17 protein-coding genes are annotated in these 18,975 nt (G+C 45.4%); 7 read left to right on the top strand and 10 right to left on the bottom strand.

Annotated elements, in window-relative coordinates; genetic code table 11:
* The first annotated feature begins 50 nt into the window (after positions 1-50).
* Both FLAVO9R_RS01605 and FLAVO9R_RS01600 read left to right on the top strand, forming a co-directional pair.
* Positions 51-2,279, top strand: a complete 2,229-nt coding sequence (locus tag FLAVO9R_RS01605) for a M3 family metallopeptidase (protein ID WP_159528201.1) — start codon at positions 51-53, stop codon at positions 2,277-2,279.
* Between the two features lie 3 nt (positions 2,280-2,282).
* Positions 2,283-3,086, top strand: coding sequence for a HupE/UreJ family protein (locus tag FLAVO9R_RS01600; protein WP_159528199.1), 804 nt, complete (start codon positions 2,283-2,285; stop codon positions 3,084-3,086).
* On the opposite strand, the gene FLAVO9R_RS01595 is transcribed toward FLAVO9R_RS01600, so the two are convergent.
* Entirely contained in the window at positions 3,087-3,263 is a 177-nt protein-coding gene (locus tag FLAVO9R_RS01595; RefSeq protein ID WP_159528197.1) for a hypothetical protein, read from the bottom strand.
* A 202-nt stretch (positions 3,264-3,465) separates the two neighbouring features.
* On the opposite strand from FLAVO9R_RS01595, the gene FLAVO9R_RS01590 reads away from it, so the two are divergent.
* The gene (locus FLAVO9R_RS01590) at positions 3,466-4,614 is read left to right on the top strand and encodes an iron-containing alcohol dehydrogenase (protein ID WP_159528195.1); all 1,149 of its coding nucleotides are present in this window, start codon (positions 3,466-3,468) and stop codon (positions 4,612-4,614) included.
* Positions 4,615-4,651: 37 nt separating this feature from the next.
* On the opposite strand, the gene FLAVO9R_RS01585 is transcribed toward FLAVO9R_RS01590, so the two are convergent.
* On the bottom strand, positions 4,652-5,326 hold the full coding sequence (locus FLAVO9R_RS01585; protein ID WP_159528194.1) for a type 1 glutamine amidotransferase domain-containing protein: 675 nt from the start codon (positions 5,324-5,326) through the stop codon (positions 4,652-4,654).
* Positions 5,327-5,512: 186 nt separating this feature from the next.
* On the opposite strand from FLAVO9R_RS01585, the gene FLAVO9R_RS01580 reads away from it, so the two are divergent.
* Positions 5,513-6,403, top strand: a complete 891-nt coding sequence (locus FLAVO9R_RS01580; RefSeq protein WP_159528192.1) for a LysR family transcriptional regulator — start codon at positions 5,513-5,515, stop codon at positions 6,401-6,403.
* A 187-nt stretch (positions 6,404-6,590) separates the two neighbouring features.
* On the opposite strand, the gene FLAVO9R_RS01575 is transcribed toward FLAVO9R_RS01580, so the two are convergent.
* From FLAVO9R_RS01575 to FLAVO9R_RS01545, 7 genes are all read right to left on the bottom strand, one after another.
* Positions 6,591-7,415, bottom strand: a complete 825-nt coding sequence (locus FLAVO9R_RS01575; RefSeq protein WP_232370554.1) for a 3-keto-disaccharide hydrolase — start codon at positions 7,413-7,415, stop codon at positions 6,591-6,593.
* A gap of 146 nt (positions 7,416-7,561) precedes the next feature.
* Positions 7,562-8,179 carry a gluconate 2-dehydrogenase subunit 3 family protein gene (locus FLAVO9R_RS01570; protein WP_159528190.1) on the bottom strand — a complete coding sequence of 206 codons (618 nt, stop codon included), beginning with the start codon at positions 8,177-8,179 and terminating at the stop codon, positions 7,562-7,564.
* Positions 8,179-9,864 (bottom strand): GMC oxidoreductase, encoded by a 1,686-nt coding sequence (locus FLAVO9R_RS01565; protein ID WP_159528188.1) that lies wholly within the window; start codon positions 9,862-9,864, stop codon positions 8,179-8,181. Before FLAVO9R_RS01565 ends, FLAVO9R_RS01570 begins: the two co-directional genes overlap by 1 nt.
* 49 nt (positions 9,865-9,913) lie before the next feature.
* Positions 9,914-10,840: a hydroxypyruvate isomerase family protein gene (locus FLAVO9R_RS01560; RefSeq protein ID WP_159528186.1), complete on the bottom strand. Its 927-nt coding sequence runs from the start codon at positions 10,838-10,840 to the stop codon at positions 9,914-9,916.
* Positions 10,833-12,047, bottom strand: coding sequence for a nucleoside permease (locus FLAVO9R_RS01555; protein ID WP_159528184.1), 1,215 nt, complete (start codon positions 12,045-12,047; stop codon positions 10,833-10,835). The genes FLAVO9R_RS01560 and FLAVO9R_RS01555 overlap by 8 nt, the downstream gene beginning before the upstream one ends.
* Positions 12,048-12,079: 32 nt before the next feature.
* Positions 12,080-13,171, bottom strand: coding sequence for a sugar phosphate isomerase/epimerase family protein (locus tag FLAVO9R_RS01550; RefSeq protein WP_159528182.1), 1,092 nt, complete (start codon positions 13,169-13,171; stop codon positions 12,080-12,082).
* Positions 13,172-13,186: 15 nt separating this feature from the next.
* Positions 13,187-14,350 carry a Gfo/Idh/MocA family protein gene (locus tag FLAVO9R_RS01545; protein ID WP_159534331.1) on the bottom strand — a complete coding sequence of 388 codons (1,164 nt, stop codon included), beginning with the start codon at positions 14,348-14,350 and terminating at the stop codon, positions 13,187-13,189.
* Positions 14,351-14,728: 378 nt separating this feature from the next.
* Here FLAVO9R_RS01545 and FLAVO9R_RS01540 point away from each other — a divergent pair, with 378 nt between their 5' ends.
* The 3 genes from FLAVO9R_RS01540 (at position 14,729) to FLAVO9R_RS01530 (ending at position 17,107) form a co-directional block, all read left to right on the top strand.
* Positions 14,729-15,736 (top strand): LacI family DNA-binding transcriptional regulator, encoded by a 1,008-nt coding sequence (locus FLAVO9R_RS01540; RefSeq protein ID WP_159528181.1) that lies wholly within the window; start codon positions 14,729-14,731, stop codon positions 15,734-15,736.
* Between the two features lie 31 nt (positions 15,737-15,767).
* The gene (locus tag FLAVO9R_RS01535) at positions 15,768-16,643 is read left to right on the top strand and encodes a sugar phosphate isomerase/epimerase family protein (protein ID WP_159528179.1); all 876 of its coding nucleotides are present in this window, start codon (positions 15,768-15,770) and stop codon (positions 16,641-16,643) included.
* A 140-nt stretch (positions 16,644-16,783) separates the two neighbouring features.
* Positions 16,784-17,107 (top strand): DUF3392 family protein, encoded by a 324-nt coding sequence (locus FLAVO9R_RS01530; RefSeq protein ID WP_013785755.1) that lies wholly within the window; start codon positions 16,784-16,786, stop codon positions 17,105-17,107.
* Between the two features lie 57 nt (positions 17,108-17,164).
* On the opposite strand, the gene FLAVO9R_RS01525 is transcribed toward FLAVO9R_RS01530, so the two are convergent.
* The gene (locus FLAVO9R_RS01525) at positions 17,165-18,778 is read right to left on the bottom strand and encodes a polysaccharide lyase family 7 protein (RefSeq protein ID WP_159528177.1); all 1,614 of its coding nucleotides are present in this window, start codon (positions 18,776-18,778) and stop codon (positions 17,165-17,167) included.
* Positions 18,779-18,975 lie beyond the last annotated feature (197 nt).

The following is an 18,975-nucleotide window of genomic DNA, read 5'->3' as shown; positions in this document are numbered from 1 at the left end:
TTCAATCAAGAGAATAATGTTAATTAGAAAAACGACAGGAGACTATTAGTATGTGCATAATAAATAAAAAACTTGAAAAGTCGTTGCTGGCATTTTCATTGGTCGTAGCACTAGGTTCTTGCTCTAAACAAATTGAAATAGAGCAAGGTACTTCAATGGAAACGGAAAGCGAGCAAGTAGACCCAAACACCGTTGTCGCCGCTGACAACCCTTTCTTTAAAGCCTATACCACTCCTTTCCAAGTGCCACCTTTTAGTAAGATAAAAGATGAGCATTACATGCCAGCATTTGAAAAAGGCATGGAGGAACATCTGACGGATATTAATAATATTGTAAACAACCCCGCATCGCCCACTTTTAAAAATACCATTGAAGAATTAGAGCGTTCTGGAAAGCTACTGTCGAAAGTGCAGCGTGTTTTTTACAACCTTGCGGGCTCTAATACGAACCCTAAAATGCAAGAGTTACAAAGAGAGCTTAGCCCTCTTATATCGGCACACTATGACAAAATCAGCCTTAACAAAGCGTTATTTGAGCGTGTTGAAAGGCTTTATCAAACACGCGATTCACTAGCGCTAACAGCTGAACAGCTGAAGCTATTGGAAGATACTCGCAAGGGGTTTGTCAGAAGTGGGGCGCTGTTATCAGAACACCAAAAAGCTGAAATTACCAATCTAAATTCTCAACTATCTCAATTAACCACCGAGTACGGTCAGAACCTGTTGGCAGAAACGAATGGCTTTGAACTCATTCTCGACGAATCAGATTTAGCAGGGTTATCTAACGGCGTTATTCAGGCGGCCTCAACCGCGGCTAAGCAAAAACTGGAATCCGCTGAAACTGATGAAGAGAAGGCCAAGTACCAAGAAAAATATGTATTTACCCCACATCGTTCCAGCATGTATCCCTTTTTAACTGAATCTTCGCGCCGCGATTTACGCGAAACCTTGTACAAAGCTTATATCGATAGAGGCAATAACGATAATGCCAACGACAACAAAACAGTAGCAGCTAAAATTGCGCAGCTAAGAGCACAACACGCTCACGTCATGGGGTATGAAACTCATGCTCATTTCGTACTTGAGGAACGTATGGTGAAGACACCGGAAGACGTGTATAACCTGCTAATGCAACTTTGGCAACCTGCGTTGGCACGGGCTAAGCAGGAAGTCGCCGACATGCAAGAAGTGGTTGATGCAGAAGGGCATGACTTTAACATAGCCGCTTGGGACTGGTGGCAATATTCAGAAAAAGTACGTAAAGCAAAATACGAAATAGACGAAGCCAGTTTAAAACCCTACTTATCTTTGGATAATGTACTGAAAGGTGTTTTCGATACGTCTAATAAACTATGGGGATTAACGTTTACTGAGTTACACGATATCGACGTATATCACCCCGATGCAAGAGTGTGGGAAGTAAAAGATAAAGACGGCAGCCATTTGGGTATCTTTATTGGTGATTACTTTACCCGTTCAAACAAACGGGGCGGCGCTTGGATGAGTAGCTTCAAGGGACAGTCGAACCTTGATGGCGTTGAGCGTCCCGTAGTCGTGAACGTGTGTAATTTCCCTGGCCCAGTGGGAGATGATCCTGCATTACTGAGTTTTGAAGACGTGACGACTTTGTTTCATGAGTTTGGACACGCATTGCATGGCTTGTTAACCAACACCACTTATCAAAGCATGTCTGGCACGTCGGGGCCTCGTGATTTTACCGAGTTCCCAGCGCAAATTTTAGAACATTGGGCAAAAGAGCCAGCCATTCTTAAGACATTCGCCACCCATTATATAACTGGTGACGTTATCCCTGATGAGCTAATCAGCAAACTGCTAAAAGCATCAAAATTCAATCAAGGTTTTTCAAACACCGAATACCTTGCTGCATCGCTACTTGATATGGATTGGCACACACTAAAAGCCGACGATGAATTGCAAGATACCGCCCAATTTGAAAAATCATCTATGGAAAAAATTGGGTTAATTGACGAAATCGCACCGCGCTATCGATCTACCTATTTCTCGCATATCTTCGCCAGTGGTTATGCTGCTGGATATTATAGTTATGTGCATTCAGCCGTATTAGATTCTGACGGTTTTGCGGCATTTAAAGAAACGGGAGATGTATTTAACCCAGAATTAGCAGAAAAACTTCGGGCTCATATTTATGAGAAAGGGTCCACGGAAGACGCGATGACGTTGTACAAAAAATTTAGAGGTCGTGAGCCTCAAATAGAGGCGCTGCTAAAAATACGTGGTTTAGACGGAAGTGTTGAATAATTCATGTTAATAGTTAATAGGCTCGATGCTGGGCCTTTTTCTGTACTTAAATCGCCTTCATGGTCTGCATGCGGTCTATTGTTTATGCTTTTGTGGTTACCGCCGTTGACCACTAACGCACATCCACAAGATGAAGATATTATTCTCGATATCGAAATGGGAGAGCTACAACTTCAATCAACATTAATCGATAAGGAATATGAAGCTGCGCTGAAACGAAAGAAAATGCGTAAATTAGTCTCAATGTCATGGCAGCAGAAATTCAGTCTGTATGTTAAGGCCGGTTTTCTGCATATTGTTCCTAAAGGGCTCGATCATATCGTGTTTGTTTTAGGACTGTTTTTCTCAAGCCTATTGCTAGCCTCTCTATTATGGCAAGTGACCGCCTTCACGCTCGCGCATTCTATTACCTTGGGTGTGGCATCACTAGGCATAATAGCGGTACCGGGCTATATAGTTGAACCTTTGATCGCCTTATCGATTGTATGGATTGCAGTAGAAAACACTATTTACAAGCACACATCAAAATGGCGTTCATTGGTAGTGTTTGGATTTGGCTTACTTCACGGGCTTGGCTTTGCTGCCGTATTGAATGAGTACGGTTTGCCCAAAGGTGCTCTTATATCATCTCTACTGGCTTTTAATATTGGTGTTGAGATAGGGCAAATCAGTGTGATTTTACTGGCTTTCGCAATGACTTTTTTCGTGCGCGAGAAAACCTGGTATCGAAGTAGAGTGCAGATCCCAGTATCTATTATGATGGGTACTGTTGGCGCTTTTTGGTTTATTGAAAGAACACTACTTTAGTCATTTTGCGCTTAGGGTAGATTCGCAGTTGTGACAAATACAGGCCGTTTCTAAATGAGGGCTGACCATTGAAAACCCTGATGCATTAACCCGCTGAGTAAGCACATCTAATGCTGTATTTGAAATGGCTACTTCCTCCACTAGCCCGCACTCGGTACAAATCATAAACTGCGACACACCATGCTCTTGGCAACAGCGAATATGAGTGCAGACAACATATTTATTAATGAGGTTTAGCTTGTGGGGATTGGTTGTTCTCAGCAGATTGGCCGTTACTTGATTTCTAAATCATTGGGCGCATCATCACGTTTACTAATTTGTAAACACATACTATTCCCACTACATTGGCATCAGGCTCAGTTTTTTCAGCAGGTGTACTATGCAGGTGTCAGTCTTCAAATCAGCCAATAAACTCATTACAGGTGAAGGTGCGTTAGCGAGCCTTGCCAATGAACTTACAAGGTTAAATATAAAAGCGCCAGCCATTATTACCGACAAAGGCGTCAGCCAATCTGGTGCACTTAGCCATGTAAACAATGTACTGAATTGCGAATGCCCTATTGTGATAGACGACATTCCTCCTGAACCTGAAATAAGCATTATTGAGCAAAGGCTTGCTCGACTAAAACAACATAAGGTAGACGGGATTATTGCCGTTGGCGGAGGTAGCGCAATCGATAGCGCCAAAGTGCTTGCGGCTACATTTGATTACACTGGCAATATTGCAGACTTGTTTGGCGAGAACTTGGTTGCAGGCCGGGCATTACCGCTTATTGCCATTCCTACCACGGCGGGCACGGGTTCAGAAGTGACCAATATTGCCATATTGGCCGACCCAATCGCGCACGTTAAGAAAGGTATTGTGAGCGACTACCTATTGCCCGATGTGGCCATTGTGACGCCTGAAATGACATTAAGCTGCCCCAAACACATTACTGCCGCCAGTGGGGTAGATGCATTTGTGCATGCGCTTGAGGCCTACTTGTCCGTGAATGCCAGCCCTATTACTGATGCACTGGCTAGCAAGGCCATGACACTTATCTTTCACTCACTTCCTTTGGCGTATGCAAACGGCCACGATGTTAAAGCACGTGAAGATATGGCAACCGGAAGCTTAATGGCAGGCTTGGCGTTTGGTAACGCAGGCGTGGGAGCGGTGCATGCGCTTGCTTATCCGCTTGGCGGTCGCTTTCATTTGTCCCACGGTATGAGCAATGCAGTTATGTTGCCACATGTTATGCGCTGGAATATAGGGGCATGCCAGCAGCGCTTTGTTGATGTGGCGGGCTTTTTACATTTACCCGTTGCCAATAAAAGTCAGTTAGACGTTGCTATTCAGGTAGTGGATGCCATTGAGGCGCTGTGCAGAAAAGTAGAGATCCCCGCCACACTGCGTGATTTTGATATTAGCGAAGATGCCATTCCCTTGTTGGCAGAAGAAGCGAGCAAAGTCACCCGTTTACTACGCAACAATCCAAGAGTACTAAGCAAACAAGATATCGCGCAGATATACAAAGAGGCGTTTTAAACGCCTCATCAATCTTACTTAAATACCTATTTAGGTATTAGCTATTTAGATGGCTTACTATAGCTTCTGCAACAGCATGAGCACTTGCTGGATTTTGACCCGTGATAACGCGCTCATCTTCTATAACATGTACATTCCACGGCTGAACTTTGCTGAATTTAGCAGCTTTACGAGCTAATGCTTCTTCAAGTAAAAACGGAATATCGTTAATGGTGCCGTAATCCACTTCTTCTTCGCGGGTAAAGCCAGTAATTGCTTTGCTCGCAATTAAATCTTCGCCATTGCTTAGCTTAATAGGTAATAGAGCCGCCGGGCCGTGGCATACCGCGCCAACAATGCCGCCATTTTCATAATGGGCAGCAGACAACTTGGCAAAGTCTTCGTTGCTTGCCAAGTCTGACAATAAACCGAAGCCCCCTGGATAGAACACCGCATCATATTCGTTAATGTTTACGTTTGACACGCGCATGCTGTTGCTGGTGCGCTGTTTGAAGTCTTCATTGTTTAACACGGCGGCATTAACATCGTCGTCTTCGATATCGGTACCGTAAATAGGGATAGCACCACCATTGATAGACGCGATATCGTAATCTATGCCGTGCTTGTTAAAAACATCGATTGCATGGGTGATCTCCGGCGAATAAGTACCGTTCGCTTGGTCAGTAGTGCCTAGTGTGGCGTGGTTTGTTACTGGGATAAGTATCTTTTTCATGGGTTCTTCCTATGCGTAAGGCACATTAGCTGCGCCGTAGTAATCATGTGCATACACTATAGAATATCCCTGATAACTTGATAATATGCGAAATAGTTAAATCACTATTGCTATATAGCAACAATTATTCAATAAAAGCATAATCCGAATTTACATCACCACGCGTTGAATTAATGGAAAGTTTCGATGGAAAGCTTTGAAGGCATTATAGAGTTTGTAGCGGTAGCCGAGCGCAAAGGCTTTTCAGCTGCGGCCAAGCAACTAGGTTGCAGTACCAGCCACATCAGCAGGCAAGTTGCGCGTCTTGAAGAGCGAGTTGGCTGTGTTTTATTGGCTCGCTCTACCCGCCAAGTGAATTTAACCGAAAACGGCGCACTTTATTACCAGCACGCTAAAGACTTGCTTATTGGCCTTCAACAAGCCAATGAGCAGGTGAGCCTTCAACAGGTAACACTCGATGGTGTTCTTCGAGTAAGCGCCGCAGGCGGATTTGCCGAACACGCCGTGGCACCCGCATTAATGCAGTTTGCGTTAGCGCACCCAGAGCTGACTGTGGATATGGATTTTAATAGTCGTATGGTTAACTTTGTGGAAGACGATGTAGACTTTGTTATTCGCTATGGAGAACTGGCCGACTCAAATTTAATAGCACGTAAACTGATTGAACGACCCATGATGGCCGTTGCCACCCGGGATTACTTATCGCAATGTGGCGAACCCTCCCACCCCAGTGAATTGAAAAAACATAGCTGCGTTATTTCTAACAACGATGTATGGAAGTTTTCAAACAATGGTGTGCAGGAAAATATAAAAGTAAAAGGCCGCTGGCGCAGTAATAACGCGAATGCAGTACTTGATGCGTGTGAACGAGGTTTGGGTATTGGCTATATGCCTAAAAGCACGTTTAGTGCATCGGTTGAGGCGGGAAGACTACAGCCTATATTGCAGCCTTACTGGGGCGACGGGGCAAGCAGTTGGATTGTATATCAGAACAAACGCTTTATGCCGCTTAGGGTACGAATGGCCATTGATTACTTGGTGCAGTACTTCGCAGATTGGGAAGACAAGGCGCTTTGAATATTTTCATAACGTAAAGCGCAACCCCTTGCGCTTGGCATAAATACATTTAGAAATAAAAAACCCAATAAAGGATGCTAATAAAAAACTGCCAGCAGGTATTGCATTAAAATATCTGCTGGCAGTATGTATTGATTGGTTATATTTAGTGCTTCGCTGTTTATCAGCTAAACCTTACGCTCTTTACTTACAGCTCTCGCACCCACATGTTTCTAAAGCTGACTAAGTTACCATGATCTTGAAGCTGAATAGGCTCACAACCATGAGCTTTATATTTAGGTGCACCAATCCATTCGGTAGTGCCCTGAATCTCAACATGGTTTTGTACCAGCACACCGTTGTGAATAACGGTTACGTACCCTGGTGATTCAAGTGCGTCGCCATCGAATACCGGCGCTTTATATATAATATCGTATTCTTGCCATTCACCAGGCGCGCGCATAGCGTTTACCAGTGGAATAGTTTGCTTATACACACTGCCCGCCTGCCCATTTGGGTAAGTGGCATTATTGTAAGAATCTAGCACCTGGATTTCATAGCGTTGCTGAAAGAAAATCCCGCTATTATTTCGCTGCTGCCCTTCCATACCAGGCTCTGGCTGCGGTACTTTCCACTCTACGTGAAGTTGCACATCACAAAAACCTTGTTTGGTTTTAATATCGCCTGTGCCCGGTTTTACCGTTAGTTCACCGTTTGCGAAATCCCAATTGGCGTTACCGCCTTTTACCGACGCCCACGCCGACATATCGCTTGCTAATAAAGGGATAGCGTCAGAAGGAACTTCGTTCTTTTTAGCACTGACCACGGCGGGTACTGGCTCCCACACTTCTGTTTTGGCCGCTTGCTTGCTGCGCTCAAGTCGCTCTGCATCATCAGCGAAAGCTAACGGTGTCAATGATGCCGCTAATAAAGCAGCTAATGTAATTTGAGCGCCCGCATTTAAAGAAAAGCCGGTGTTAGACGCCGCCACTTTGGGCGCCAATCCAGGAACCGCGTTTTTGTATAATGTCATGTATTTTCCCTGCACAATTTATCTATTATCCAACTGATATATAGCCGCTAAACTTGACCGGCTGCCCAGTGACTTGCCGTTCGCGCCCTATAAGGGTTTATTTCGCTTATCACCATCACTAACAAACGGCGTGATTCGTGAAAGCCTTAAGTCGCCCACGATTTGTCGCCTTTTTCGTAAGGCAGCTCACCATTGTAGTAACCGGGAATGGCCACATAGCGTAGCACCTTGGTGGCCCCTACCTGCGAAGTGAAAAAAGTATACAAAGTAAGTTGTTTTAGTAACGTGAAATAGTGCGGGATCGGGCCTTCACTGCCCGGCTCCCATTGGCTCGGCTTTGCTGTTGGAATACCATTGCTAATACCTTCAGCTACATTAGCGGCTTTCGCTTCTGTATCTAATGTTGTAAACAAGGTTTCGCGCTGCGTACTACTCAATAACAGGAAGTCTTTTTTAAATGCTTCATTACTACGAGCATTAATTGTCTTCATGCCCTCTTTAAACGCTTTTTGTAACTTCGGGGTATAACAATCGGCAACAATCACCGGAATAACCAAGCCAACATTGGCCGCTTTTGCTCCTGGTGTATCGGTTTGCGGAATAATAACTTCCGCCATTTCGTTAATCAGAGCCACATCTTCCTTCGAAAACCCGGTTTCAGACAAAGGCACAGGGGCAACAATGTCATAAGCAAGCGCTTTACCACCCACAAGGGCAGTACCTGTGGCGGTAGCAATGAGTTTTAATAGGTCTCTACGTTCCATTACAAGTTCCTCCGCTTTAACTCTTCTACGGCAAAGCTAGCCGCGCGAGCGGTAAGTGCCATATAGGTAAGTGATGGGTTTACACAACTTGCCGATGTCATACATGCACCGTCAGTCACAAAAACATTAGGCGCGTCCCATACTTGATTGTGACCGTTTAGCACTGAGGTTTTAGCATCTCGGCCCATACGTGCAGTACCCATTTCATGTATACCCATGCCTGGTGCGTAGTCTGCATCCCAGCCATTCACGTTTTTAAGGCCAGCGGCCTCAAACATATCTACGGCATCTTGCTGCATGTCTTTACGCATTTTCAGTTCGTTTTCTTTTATCTCAACATCCATAGCGAGTACGGGCAAACCCCACTTGTCTTTTACTTTTTTGTTCAGATAAATGCGATTTGAATGGTCAGGCAACATTTCACCGAATGCCGTCATGCCTATTGTCCAACCACCGGGTTCTGACATAGCCTCTTTTAAGCTTGCACCAACACCTAACTCAGCCACATCTTGTCGCCAGCCTGAACGGCCAGCGCCACCTTGATAGCCAAATCCACGTAAGTAGTCTCGTTTGTCATCGCCCCAGTTTCTAAAGCGCGGAACATAGAAGCCACTTGGGCGGCGACCGTAGGTATACTTGTCGTCGTAGCCTTCAACTTGTGCTGACGCACCCACTCGGAAATGGTGATCCATCACGTTATGACCTAATTCACCGCTGCTGCTACCTAAACCGCCATCCCATACATCGGTGGCAGAGTTCATTAACAACCACGATGAATTAAATGCAGAGGCATTAACAAACACGATCTTGCTTTTGAAAACGTATGTTTCGTTGGTTTCAGCATCAATAATTTCAACGCCAGTCGCGCGCTTCTTGTCTTTATCAAACAAGATTTCTTTCACAATAGAGAAAGGGCGAAGCGTTAAGTTACCGGTTTTCATTGCTGCAGGAAGCGTTGAAGACTGAGTACTGAAATAGCCACCAAATGGACAGCCCAACCAGCACTTATTACGGTACTGGCAATTTGCACGTCCGTGTTCTGGCTTCGGCTCTGTCATGTTTGAGGTGCGACCGGGAATAATATGGCGAGCACCGCTATAGGCTTTTTGTACTCGTGCAGCCACGTCTTTTTCAACGCAGTTTAGCGCCATAGCAGGCTGGTAGATGCCGTCGGGTAACACGTCTAAACCATCACGGTTTCCGCTAATCCCAGCAAACTTTTCTACGTAGTCATACCAAGGGGCTAAATCTTCGTAACGAATAGGCCAATCTACCGCTACGCCTTCTTTACCATTCGCTTCAAAGTCGGCTTTGTTTAATCGGTAACTTTGGCGCCCCCACGTTAGTGAGCGACCACCTACGTGATAACCTCGAAACCAATCAAAACGCTTATCTTCTGTGTAGGGGTTTTCTACCTCGTTAGCCCACATGCCTTTAGTAGACTCATTTAGCGGGTAATCTCGCTTAAGTACAGGGTAATCAACTTTCATCGCCTGTGTTGGCAAGTCACGATGTGGATAGTCCCACGCTTCTTTGTGTGCGTTTTTGTAGTCTTTAATGTGCTCGATGTTTTTACCGCGCTCAAGCATGAGCACTTTTAGGCCTTTCTCGGTGAGCTCTTTGGCTGCCCAGCCTCCGCTAATACCTGAACCTACTACGATTGCGTCGTACTCGTTCGTCGCCATGTTATGTCCTCTTAAACACGTACTTCATGTATGGTGTTTTCTTGTAAAGTCATACGTCGCAGATACTGATCGCTTCTTTAAGCGACTCAATTCTGCCTGCTTTTGTATCTGGTGTTGGAATAAACTCTTGCGCTAAATACCCATCGAAACCTGTTTCTAAAATGGCCTTAGCGATGGCTGGATAATACAGCTCTTGAGTACTATCAATTTCATTACGGCCTGGCACACCGGCAGTGTGGTAATGACCAAAATAGGGATGAAAATCGCGAATGGTGCGAATAATATCGCCTTCGTTAATTTGCATATGGTAAATGTCGTACAGCAATGAAAAGTGATTACTGCCAAGACGTTTACATAGCTGAACACCCCATTTTGAACTATCGGCCATGTAATCAGGGTGATCTATTTTGCTATTAAATAGCTCCATAAAGATCACCACGCCACGCTTCTGTGCATGAGGTAAAATGCGTTTTAAACCCGCCACCGCATTATCTAGCCCTTCCTCTTTGCTCATTCCGCGTGCATTGCCACTAAAACAAATTAGGTTGGTGTAACCAGCATCTGCCACTAGGTCGATATGCTTTAAGTATCGCGCTTCTAATTCGTCGTGCAGTTCACTGTGAATGAAGCCATCTTCAAGGCTAATTTCAGCGCCATTGCACATAGAAGAATCAATACCGTACTGTTTCAGTACAGGCCAATCTTCCGGCCCCACCAAATCAATAGCCGCGAAGTTAAGTTGCTTCACGGATTTACATAACTCTTCAATGGAGAGGTCGCCGTAAGTCCAGCGACTAACAGAATGATTAATATTGCCTTTTAGCGATGATTGTTTCATGCCGTGCTCTGTAGTATTGGCTGCTGTATTCCCTGCTGCATTGGCTGCATGAGCGCTGTTAAACGCAGAAGGTGCCAATACACCAGCGCCCGTTAGCGCCATTGCTTTCATTAAGCTACGTCTGCGTTCGTTATGCATCAGTACTCACCTTTTCAGATTTAAACAGTACTAAGAAAATAACCAAAACAATCGCCGCAAAGCCTGCAGGGAACAACCAGATATCCTCCCAACTGTGAGATGTGACAGTGGTGTACTCATCGGTAATTTTTCCTGCTACCGCAAAACCAATCAGCATACCTACCCCGTAAGTGGCCAAGGTTATCAGCCCTTGAGCTGCGCTTTTGATGCGGTCGCCAGCTTTGGCATCGGTATAAATTTGCCCTGACACAAAGAAAAAGTCGTAGCAAATACCATGTAAGGCGATACCCACAATCAGCATAAACAGCCCTTCGTCTGCATTACCAAAGGCGAATAAGGCATACCGTATTACCCATGCCGCCATGCCTATTAATAAGGTGGCCTTAATGCCAAACTTGTTAAGAAAAACAGGTAGAGCCAGCATGAATAACACTTCAGAAACCTGACCTAGCGTCATTTTTCCCGTGGCATTTTCAACACCAATTTCCGTTAAGAACGGATTGGCGTTTTGGTAGTAAAACGCAAGAGGAATACAAATAAGTACAGAGGATAAAAAGAAGATAAAGAAGTTCTTATCTTTAAGTAACGCTAACGCATCTAACCCCAACACATCGCGCAAGCCAGTCTTTTGGCCTGCCGCTTTTGGCGGTGTTGCAGGTAAGGTAAAGCTGAATATACCTAGGGCTAACGACGCTATTGCACATAGCATAAAGGTGTTTCTAAGCATGCCATCAGCAATAGCAGAAGTGGAATCCCAAGAAAACACGTAGCTAATAAGTAAGCCCGCAACAATCCAACCTACGGTGCCCCACACACGAATTTTGCCGAACTCTTTTGAAGGGTTTGTCATTTGGCCAAAAGCCACTGAATTCACCAATGCAAGCGTTGGCATATACGCAATCATGTAGCCTAGTACGTACGGATAAAAAGTGGTGAAATCACCCGCCTGATACATCATGTACATGAGCACCGCGCCACACAAGTGCAGCACACCCAAAATACGTTCAGCGTTAAAGAACCGGTCGGCTATTAACCCTACGATAAAAGGCGCAATGATCGCGCCCCAACTTTGGGTAGAGAATGCCATTCCCATTTGACTACCACTGGCCGATAAGGTGCTAGCTAAGTACGTTCCCAAGGTGACAAACCAGCCCCCCCAAATAAAGAACTGTAAAAACATCATGGTGCTAAGACGTAGGGTTATCATGATTCTTATTATCCTGTGTCAGCGGGGCAGCGTTATTCGCTTATGCCCAAAATGCGGTTGTTTTTCGTTTCACTAACCTCGCCACCGGCGAAATCATCGAATGCGTAGCGGGTTGGCTGAATAATATGCTCAGCAATAAAAGGCGCTCCCTCAGCGGCGCCTTGCGCTGAATCTTTTAAACAGCATTCCCATTCAAGCACGGCCCATCCGCTAAATCCGTATTGAGTCAGTTTGCTGAAAATGCCTTTGAAATCGACTTGCCCGTCGCCAAGAGAACGAAAACGTCCTGGGCGGTCTTGCCAATCTTGATAGCCGCCATAAACGCCACTTCTGCCGTTAGGGTTGAACTCGGCATCTTTCACATGGAACATTTTTATGCGGCTGTGGTATCTGTCGATGAAATCGAGATAATCGAGCTGCTGCAGTACAAAGTGACTGGGATCGAACAAAATATTGGCACGAGGATGGTTATCTACCGCAGCCAAAAACATTTCGAAGGTAGCGCCATCATGCAAATCTTCACCTGGGTGAATTTCGTAACATACATCTACCCCAGCCTCATCGAAGGCATCTAAAATAGGTAACCAACGCTTGGCTAGCTCGGCAAACCCTTGCTCAACTAAACCAGCAGGACGCTGCGGCCATGGGTACACCAAATGCCACATTAATGCACCTGAGAACGTAGCGTGCGCGTTTAGTCCTAAGCGTTTGCTGGCAATAGCTGCGCACTTAAGCTGGTTCACCGCCCATTCAGTACGTGCTTTTGGGTTGCCGTGTAAATGTGCAGGCGCGAAGTTATCAAATAGCTCATCGTACGCAGGGTGTACCGCTACCAACTGCCCCTGCAAGTGCGTTGATAACTCGGTAATTTCTACGCCCGCTGCCCTACAGGTAGAGGCAACTTCGTCACAGTATTCTTGGCTTTCTGCTGCTTTTTCTAAATCGAACAGTGCCGGATCGGTAGGCACTTGAATGCCTTTATACCCCAATGAGGCGGCCCACTTGGCCATGTTTTCAAGTGTATCGAAGGGGGCTTCTTTACCCATAAATTGGGCTAAAAAGACGGCAGGGCCTTTAATTGGTTTTGCTTCGTTTGCTTGTTGTTCTTTTGCTTGTTGTTCCATTGCCACATGCTCCACTTATTCTGTACCAACTGGGCTGACGGTTTCCCATTTAGTATCACTTTCACTACTGGCCAGCATGGCATCAATAAACGCCATTCCTCGAAGACCGGAATTAATGCCAGGCACACCACTTGCCTTACTGTTTGTGCTGCCAGTTTGGCAATGCACCGCAGCAGCAAAGTCGTTATATAAATTCGCCATGGCTTCTAGGTAACCTTCGGGATGCCCGCCTGGAATACGACAACGATTAACTGCTTCATCACACAAGCCGGGTTGCCCTAACCCTGCCCGGAATACCTGATAGGGTTGGCCAATGGGGCGATACACCACAGAGTTCGGCTCCATTTGATGCCACTCTAATCCGCCTTTATCGCCATATACTTTTATCTTTAAGGCGTTTTCTTCACCTGCGCACACTTGGCTGGCAATCAACACACCAGTAGCACCCTTCTTGGTTTTAATCAGTGCTGCGCCATCGTCATCTAACTGTCTGTCCTCGATGTGCGTGTATAGCTGACCACACAAAGCGGTGATAGAATCATCTAAAACAAATTCAGCGAGCCCAAAAGCGTGAGTACCAATGTCGCCCATGCAGCCGCTACCGCCCGCTAAACTTGGGTCGGTACGCCATTTGGCTTGTTTGTTGTGGGTTTCTTCATTTGCCGATAGCCACCCCTGTGGGTACTCAACAAACACTTTACGAATGTTACCTAGCATGCCGCTTTGAACCATGTGGCGCGCTTGCCACACCATGGGATAACCTAAATAGGTGTGCGCTAAACCGTATAATCTGTCGGTACTATGGAGTAAGTCTTGTAAGTCTTTTACTTCGCCTAAGCCAACGCCAGCGGGCTTTTCGCAGAACACGTGAAACCCCCCATTTATTGCGGCCACTGAAATAGGTACGTGTAAATGATTCGGCGTAACAATAGACACCACTTGCATGCGTTGCTGCTCTGGAAGCGCAGCCTCTTTTTCTAGCATGTCTTCCCACGAGGCATAGGTACGACTATGTTCAACGCCTAAACTATCTGCCGTGCTTTCATTGTTGTTGGGGTCGCGACTAAAGGCTCCACATACTAAATCGTACTGGCCATCTAACCCGAATGCGTTGCGATGAACCGCACCAATAAATGCGCCTTCACCACCACCAATCATTCCTAATCTTATTTTTTGCATTTTCGCCATGCTGCGTAGCTCCTGTTGTGGTGCAGTGCTTAACCGGAAAACCATACCAGTATCAAGCTTGCTCATTGCAAACTTGTTGCATTATTGTAACTATATTTAAAATGTAACGGATTACATTTTTACCTGTCAATGTATTTGAGCGTTTTTTGTTAAACTTAAGTTTAAGAAGATAAGCTAAATAGCCCTTAAACGAACGTATTTTGCTTTAGAACATCGAATGAGCGGGTTAAGATGCCAAAAGTATTTACAAAAAGTATACACTTAGTACTGGATTTTCTAAGAAAGATCCGTATTCTAAATTGAAAATGATATCGGTTACATCAATCTAACCTGTTCGCAAATGCGCGAATAAAAATAAGACACGAGTAAATGGCAAATATTAGAGACGTTGCTGATAGCGCTGGCGTTTCGGTAGCAACAGTGTCTCGGGCACTTCAACAACCCGAACGCGTTTCTCCGAAAACCCGCACCAAAGTAATGACGGCAGTAGACCTTGTGGGCTACAAGCCCAACTTAATGGCGGTAAAGTTTCGTTCGGGAAAAACCCACAACTTGGTTGTGTTGGTTCCTACTGTCGCGAATGTATTTTTTGCGCGCGTGATTAGCGGCATGCAAGAAACGGCCGCCGAATTGGGCTACTCCATTTTACTGGCAAATACCTTGGGTAACCCTGACATTGAAAGCCATTACGCAAAAATGGTTAGCACCTCGCAGGCCGATGGACTTATTCAGTTACGCGCGTTAAACCCATTCGACAACAGCATGATTAACGACAACGGCCTGTTACCCATGGTAAATGCCTGCGAAGTGATTGATGAGGGTAATTACCCTACTGTGTCGCTTGATAACCGTGCCGCGGCAAAAGCCATGACCGAACACCTGTTAGGCTTGGGTCATACTCGTATTGCTATGATAAAAGGCCCTCACTCTAGCCCGCTCACACAAGACCGATTATTAGGCTATAAAGATGCGCTAAACGACGCCAATATTGCCTTCGACGACAGCCTGCTATTTCCTGGCGACTTCACGCTTCAAGCAGGCTATAACGCCGGCGTAACCATTGCTCAGCTAGCAGACAGGCCCACTGCCGTTTTTTGTGAAAACGATGAAACGGCAATAGGTGCTATGCAAGCGTTAAAACAAGCGGGCTTACGTATACCTGAAGATATTTCAGTCGCGGGATTTGATGACATTGCCTTTTCGGCATTTTGCGACCCACCATTAACCACAATTGCCCAGCCAGCCGAAGAGTTTGGCCAAACGGCAGTTAGCTTATTGATAGATGTAATTAACGGCAAAATTCGTAAAGCACCAAAAGTTATTATGCCGTTTGAACTCATTGCTAGGGGCAGTACTGGCCCAGCCCACATTGTGTAACAGCGCATAATGGCGCGTTAAGGAGAATGCTATGATTACCACTTCCACCTTCACCCGCAGGCAGTTTATTCGAGCCGCGGCAATAGGTGCAGGTTGCGCCGCCATACCCAGCGTACTTGCACATTCACACACGGCTAAGTCTTTAAATGGTATGGCGAGCAACAGTATTGGACTGCAGCTTTATACCCTGCGCGACATTATGAAAGTTAGCGTGCCTGCCACATTAAAATTAGTGGGCGCGGTAGGCTACAACGAGGTTGAGTTTGCGGGTTACTTTGGCCATAGCGCCAAAGAAATTAGTACTATATTAGAAGGCGAAGGGTTAACGGCTCCATCTGCCCACATCCAGCTAAATGACTTTGATAAAAACTTAGAGCAAGTGCTAGAAGACGCTCAAACCGTAGGCCATAAATACCTTGTGCTGCCTTGGCTTAGCGAAGCGCAGCGTGGCGTGGGCATTGCGCCCTACAAAGCACTTGCTGAGAAGCTTAACACCATTGGCGAAGCGTGTAGCAAAGCCAATATTACCCTTGCGTACCACAATCATGACTTCGAATTTGAAGTGCGTGATGATGAGATTCCACTGGATGTACTTATTACTGAAACCGACCCGAATTTAGTGTCTATGGAGCTAGATTTATATTGGGCAGTAAAGGCCGGAAAAGACCCAGTAGATTATTTTAAACAGTACCCTGGGCGCTTTAAATTATGGCACGTAAAAGACATGGCAACAGACGGTAGTTTTGCCGATGTGGGCACAGGCGTTATCGACTTTGAAACGATTTTTGCGAATGGAAAACTGGCTGGAATTGAGCATAAATTTGTGGAACGGGATCAAACCGGCGACCGCATTGCCACCATCGAGCAAGGCTATAAAGCGGTGAGTATGCTAAACAGTACTTTGTAGCAAAGTGCTTGTAACAAAGCGCTGTGTCAAAGGGCTCTGTACCAAAGCATTTTGTAGCAAAAAGCTTTAGCAAAACCACATATATCGTTATGATAACGTCATCTTTATGATGTAGGTGTCGTTATCGTGAGTAAAGTAGTATGAACGAACTGTTCAGTGCCCTATCCCGCACGTTAAGCCCTTATTACGCTGAAATGAGTATCATGCTGATGGCCACCATTTTAGTGGTGTATGGTGATATAATTAATAGCCATATAAAGCGTATTTTAGCCCCTTATCATTTCATACTACGGGTTAGTCTTTTTGTAGTGCTATGTGCCTTTGGTTATGGCGCATTAACCCTTTATGGCGCGCCTTTTCTGCACCACATTATTGCCTACTTACCTTGGCAGTACCAAGGCGCAGGTTTTGTACTTGCGTTTATGTTTATTGGCTTCCTAGCAGAACGCAGAAAGTATATTTAACAAAAAGGCGAAGCCGAAAGCTTCGCCTGATAATGTTTACATTTTTACGGCCAGCTATTAGTCTTCGTTTCTTATATAGCCAATATTAGAGAACGTTAGCAAGCTTTCAGTGATACCTTCACTTGCGTAGAATGCAGCCCAATCGCTAGAGTCTTCAACATCTTCTCCGGTTTCCGGATCTTGTGCTTGCAAGTAGTTCCCAAATTTCAAATAAGACTCAGTGCTATCTTCAATTGTACGCGAGAAAGACTCACCAAACGCCCATACTGTAACGTAACCATGATCGTTAACCACCCTAAAATCGAAATCTTGGCCACTTATCATGGTGCCCAGCAATTGCTTGTCTTCGCCCGAACCATCTTCCCTTGCTAGCCTGACGAACACATCGAAAATACCGTTACTAGCAACACTGTCACTTTCGACACCGGCCGATGTTGGAGTGAAGCCGCTCTCACTGGTATCAGAAACGTACAACTTCATGATAGTGCCGGTATCGCTAGCATGGTGCTGGGCAACAATGGCTTTTGAACCATCCGACATTTCTACTTTTATATTGGCTTGAAAGTCCTCATAAACTGCAGTCATTGCCACACGTTTTTCTTCTTTGATTTTAAGCTCGTGACGCCAGCCATTACCATTGGGCGTAACATGCTGTTCACGAAGGGCATCAAATTCCATCGTGTCGCCAACACGTGGGTCGGCACCTTCCATATCCCAATCACTCATGTCGAAGTCGGTTGGAGTAGTTGTTGGATCAGTGGTGTCATCAATATCACCGCCGCAGCCATAAATGTTGGTTTCGACAATGCTATTCCAGGTATTCGCAGAATTCTCTAAACCGGTAATACGAACATAACGCGCATCGGAATCCGTCACGTCATGCGTTTCATAACCGGAACTTGAACCGTTTGACGCACCTGAAAGTAACACCGCGTTCCAGTTGCTGTTGTTAGTTGAAGTATGCACATTGAAAAACGAGCTACGTGTATTCCCTTTAAACCACTTTACCTGTAGTTCTTTTACCGTAGCCACTTCACCTAAATCGTAAGTAATAGTTTTGCCAGTGCCATTAGAAGACCAACGAGACTCATCAGTTAAGTCATTATCGATGGTGTTTAACGGCCCATGCCCATCGTTAGTGCCATTGTCGGTCGCGGTACTAATACTTAAGTTGTTATTTCCTGAACATGTTCCGTTATCAGTAGGCGTTGTTGAACCCGAACTTTCCAGAGTGAAATTATCAAACCGCCCTTCCCCGCCATAATAATTTGCATAGATTTTTACAGAGGTTGCAGAGCCTGAGTTAAAGCTTACCGATACTGGTTCAAAATCACTGCCGCCGCCGGTTCTATTAAACCGTGTACCGTTTACGTCGGCACCAATTTTACCCACACCTTTCACGTAGGCGCTTAGGGTGTAATCGGTGTTGGGCGTAACATCAACGTATTGTTCAACTTTACCGTTAGTACCAGAAATTTTGGCTGAACTGCTTCCTGCGTAGGCATTCCCGGAGACAGCGGAAGGATCGGTATCGGCCCAGCCATCGAACCCACTTTCAAACCCTGGGTTATCGATGGCGACTGAAGCCCCATATACAAACGAGGTGCTTGCTAAGGTAAGCGCGGTGCCCACTACAAAAGAGAGCGATGTTTTACGTGTGCTGATGTTCATGCAATTTGTCCTGTAATTAACGGTTTTAGTAAACCAATTAAAATAAGCCCAGCGAGATTTGCTGCGACTAAAAACGAAATTCAATTTTCGATATAGCCTAGAAATAAAGATTACCAAATTGGTAATACCAAAGATCCAAACCATGTGTAAAATGATTAACCAAAAAAGCAATAAGATCAACACAAGTTATTAACAAC

Source organism: Alteromonas sp. 38, assembly GCF_902506055.1.
Classification (GTDB): Bacteria; Pseudomonadota; Gammaproteobacteria; order Enterobacterales; family Alteromonadaceae; genus Alteromonas; species Alteromonas lipotrueae.
The sequence above is the reverse complement of the archived record's forward strand: the minus strand, read 5'-3'. Positions and strand labels throughout refer to the sequence as shown.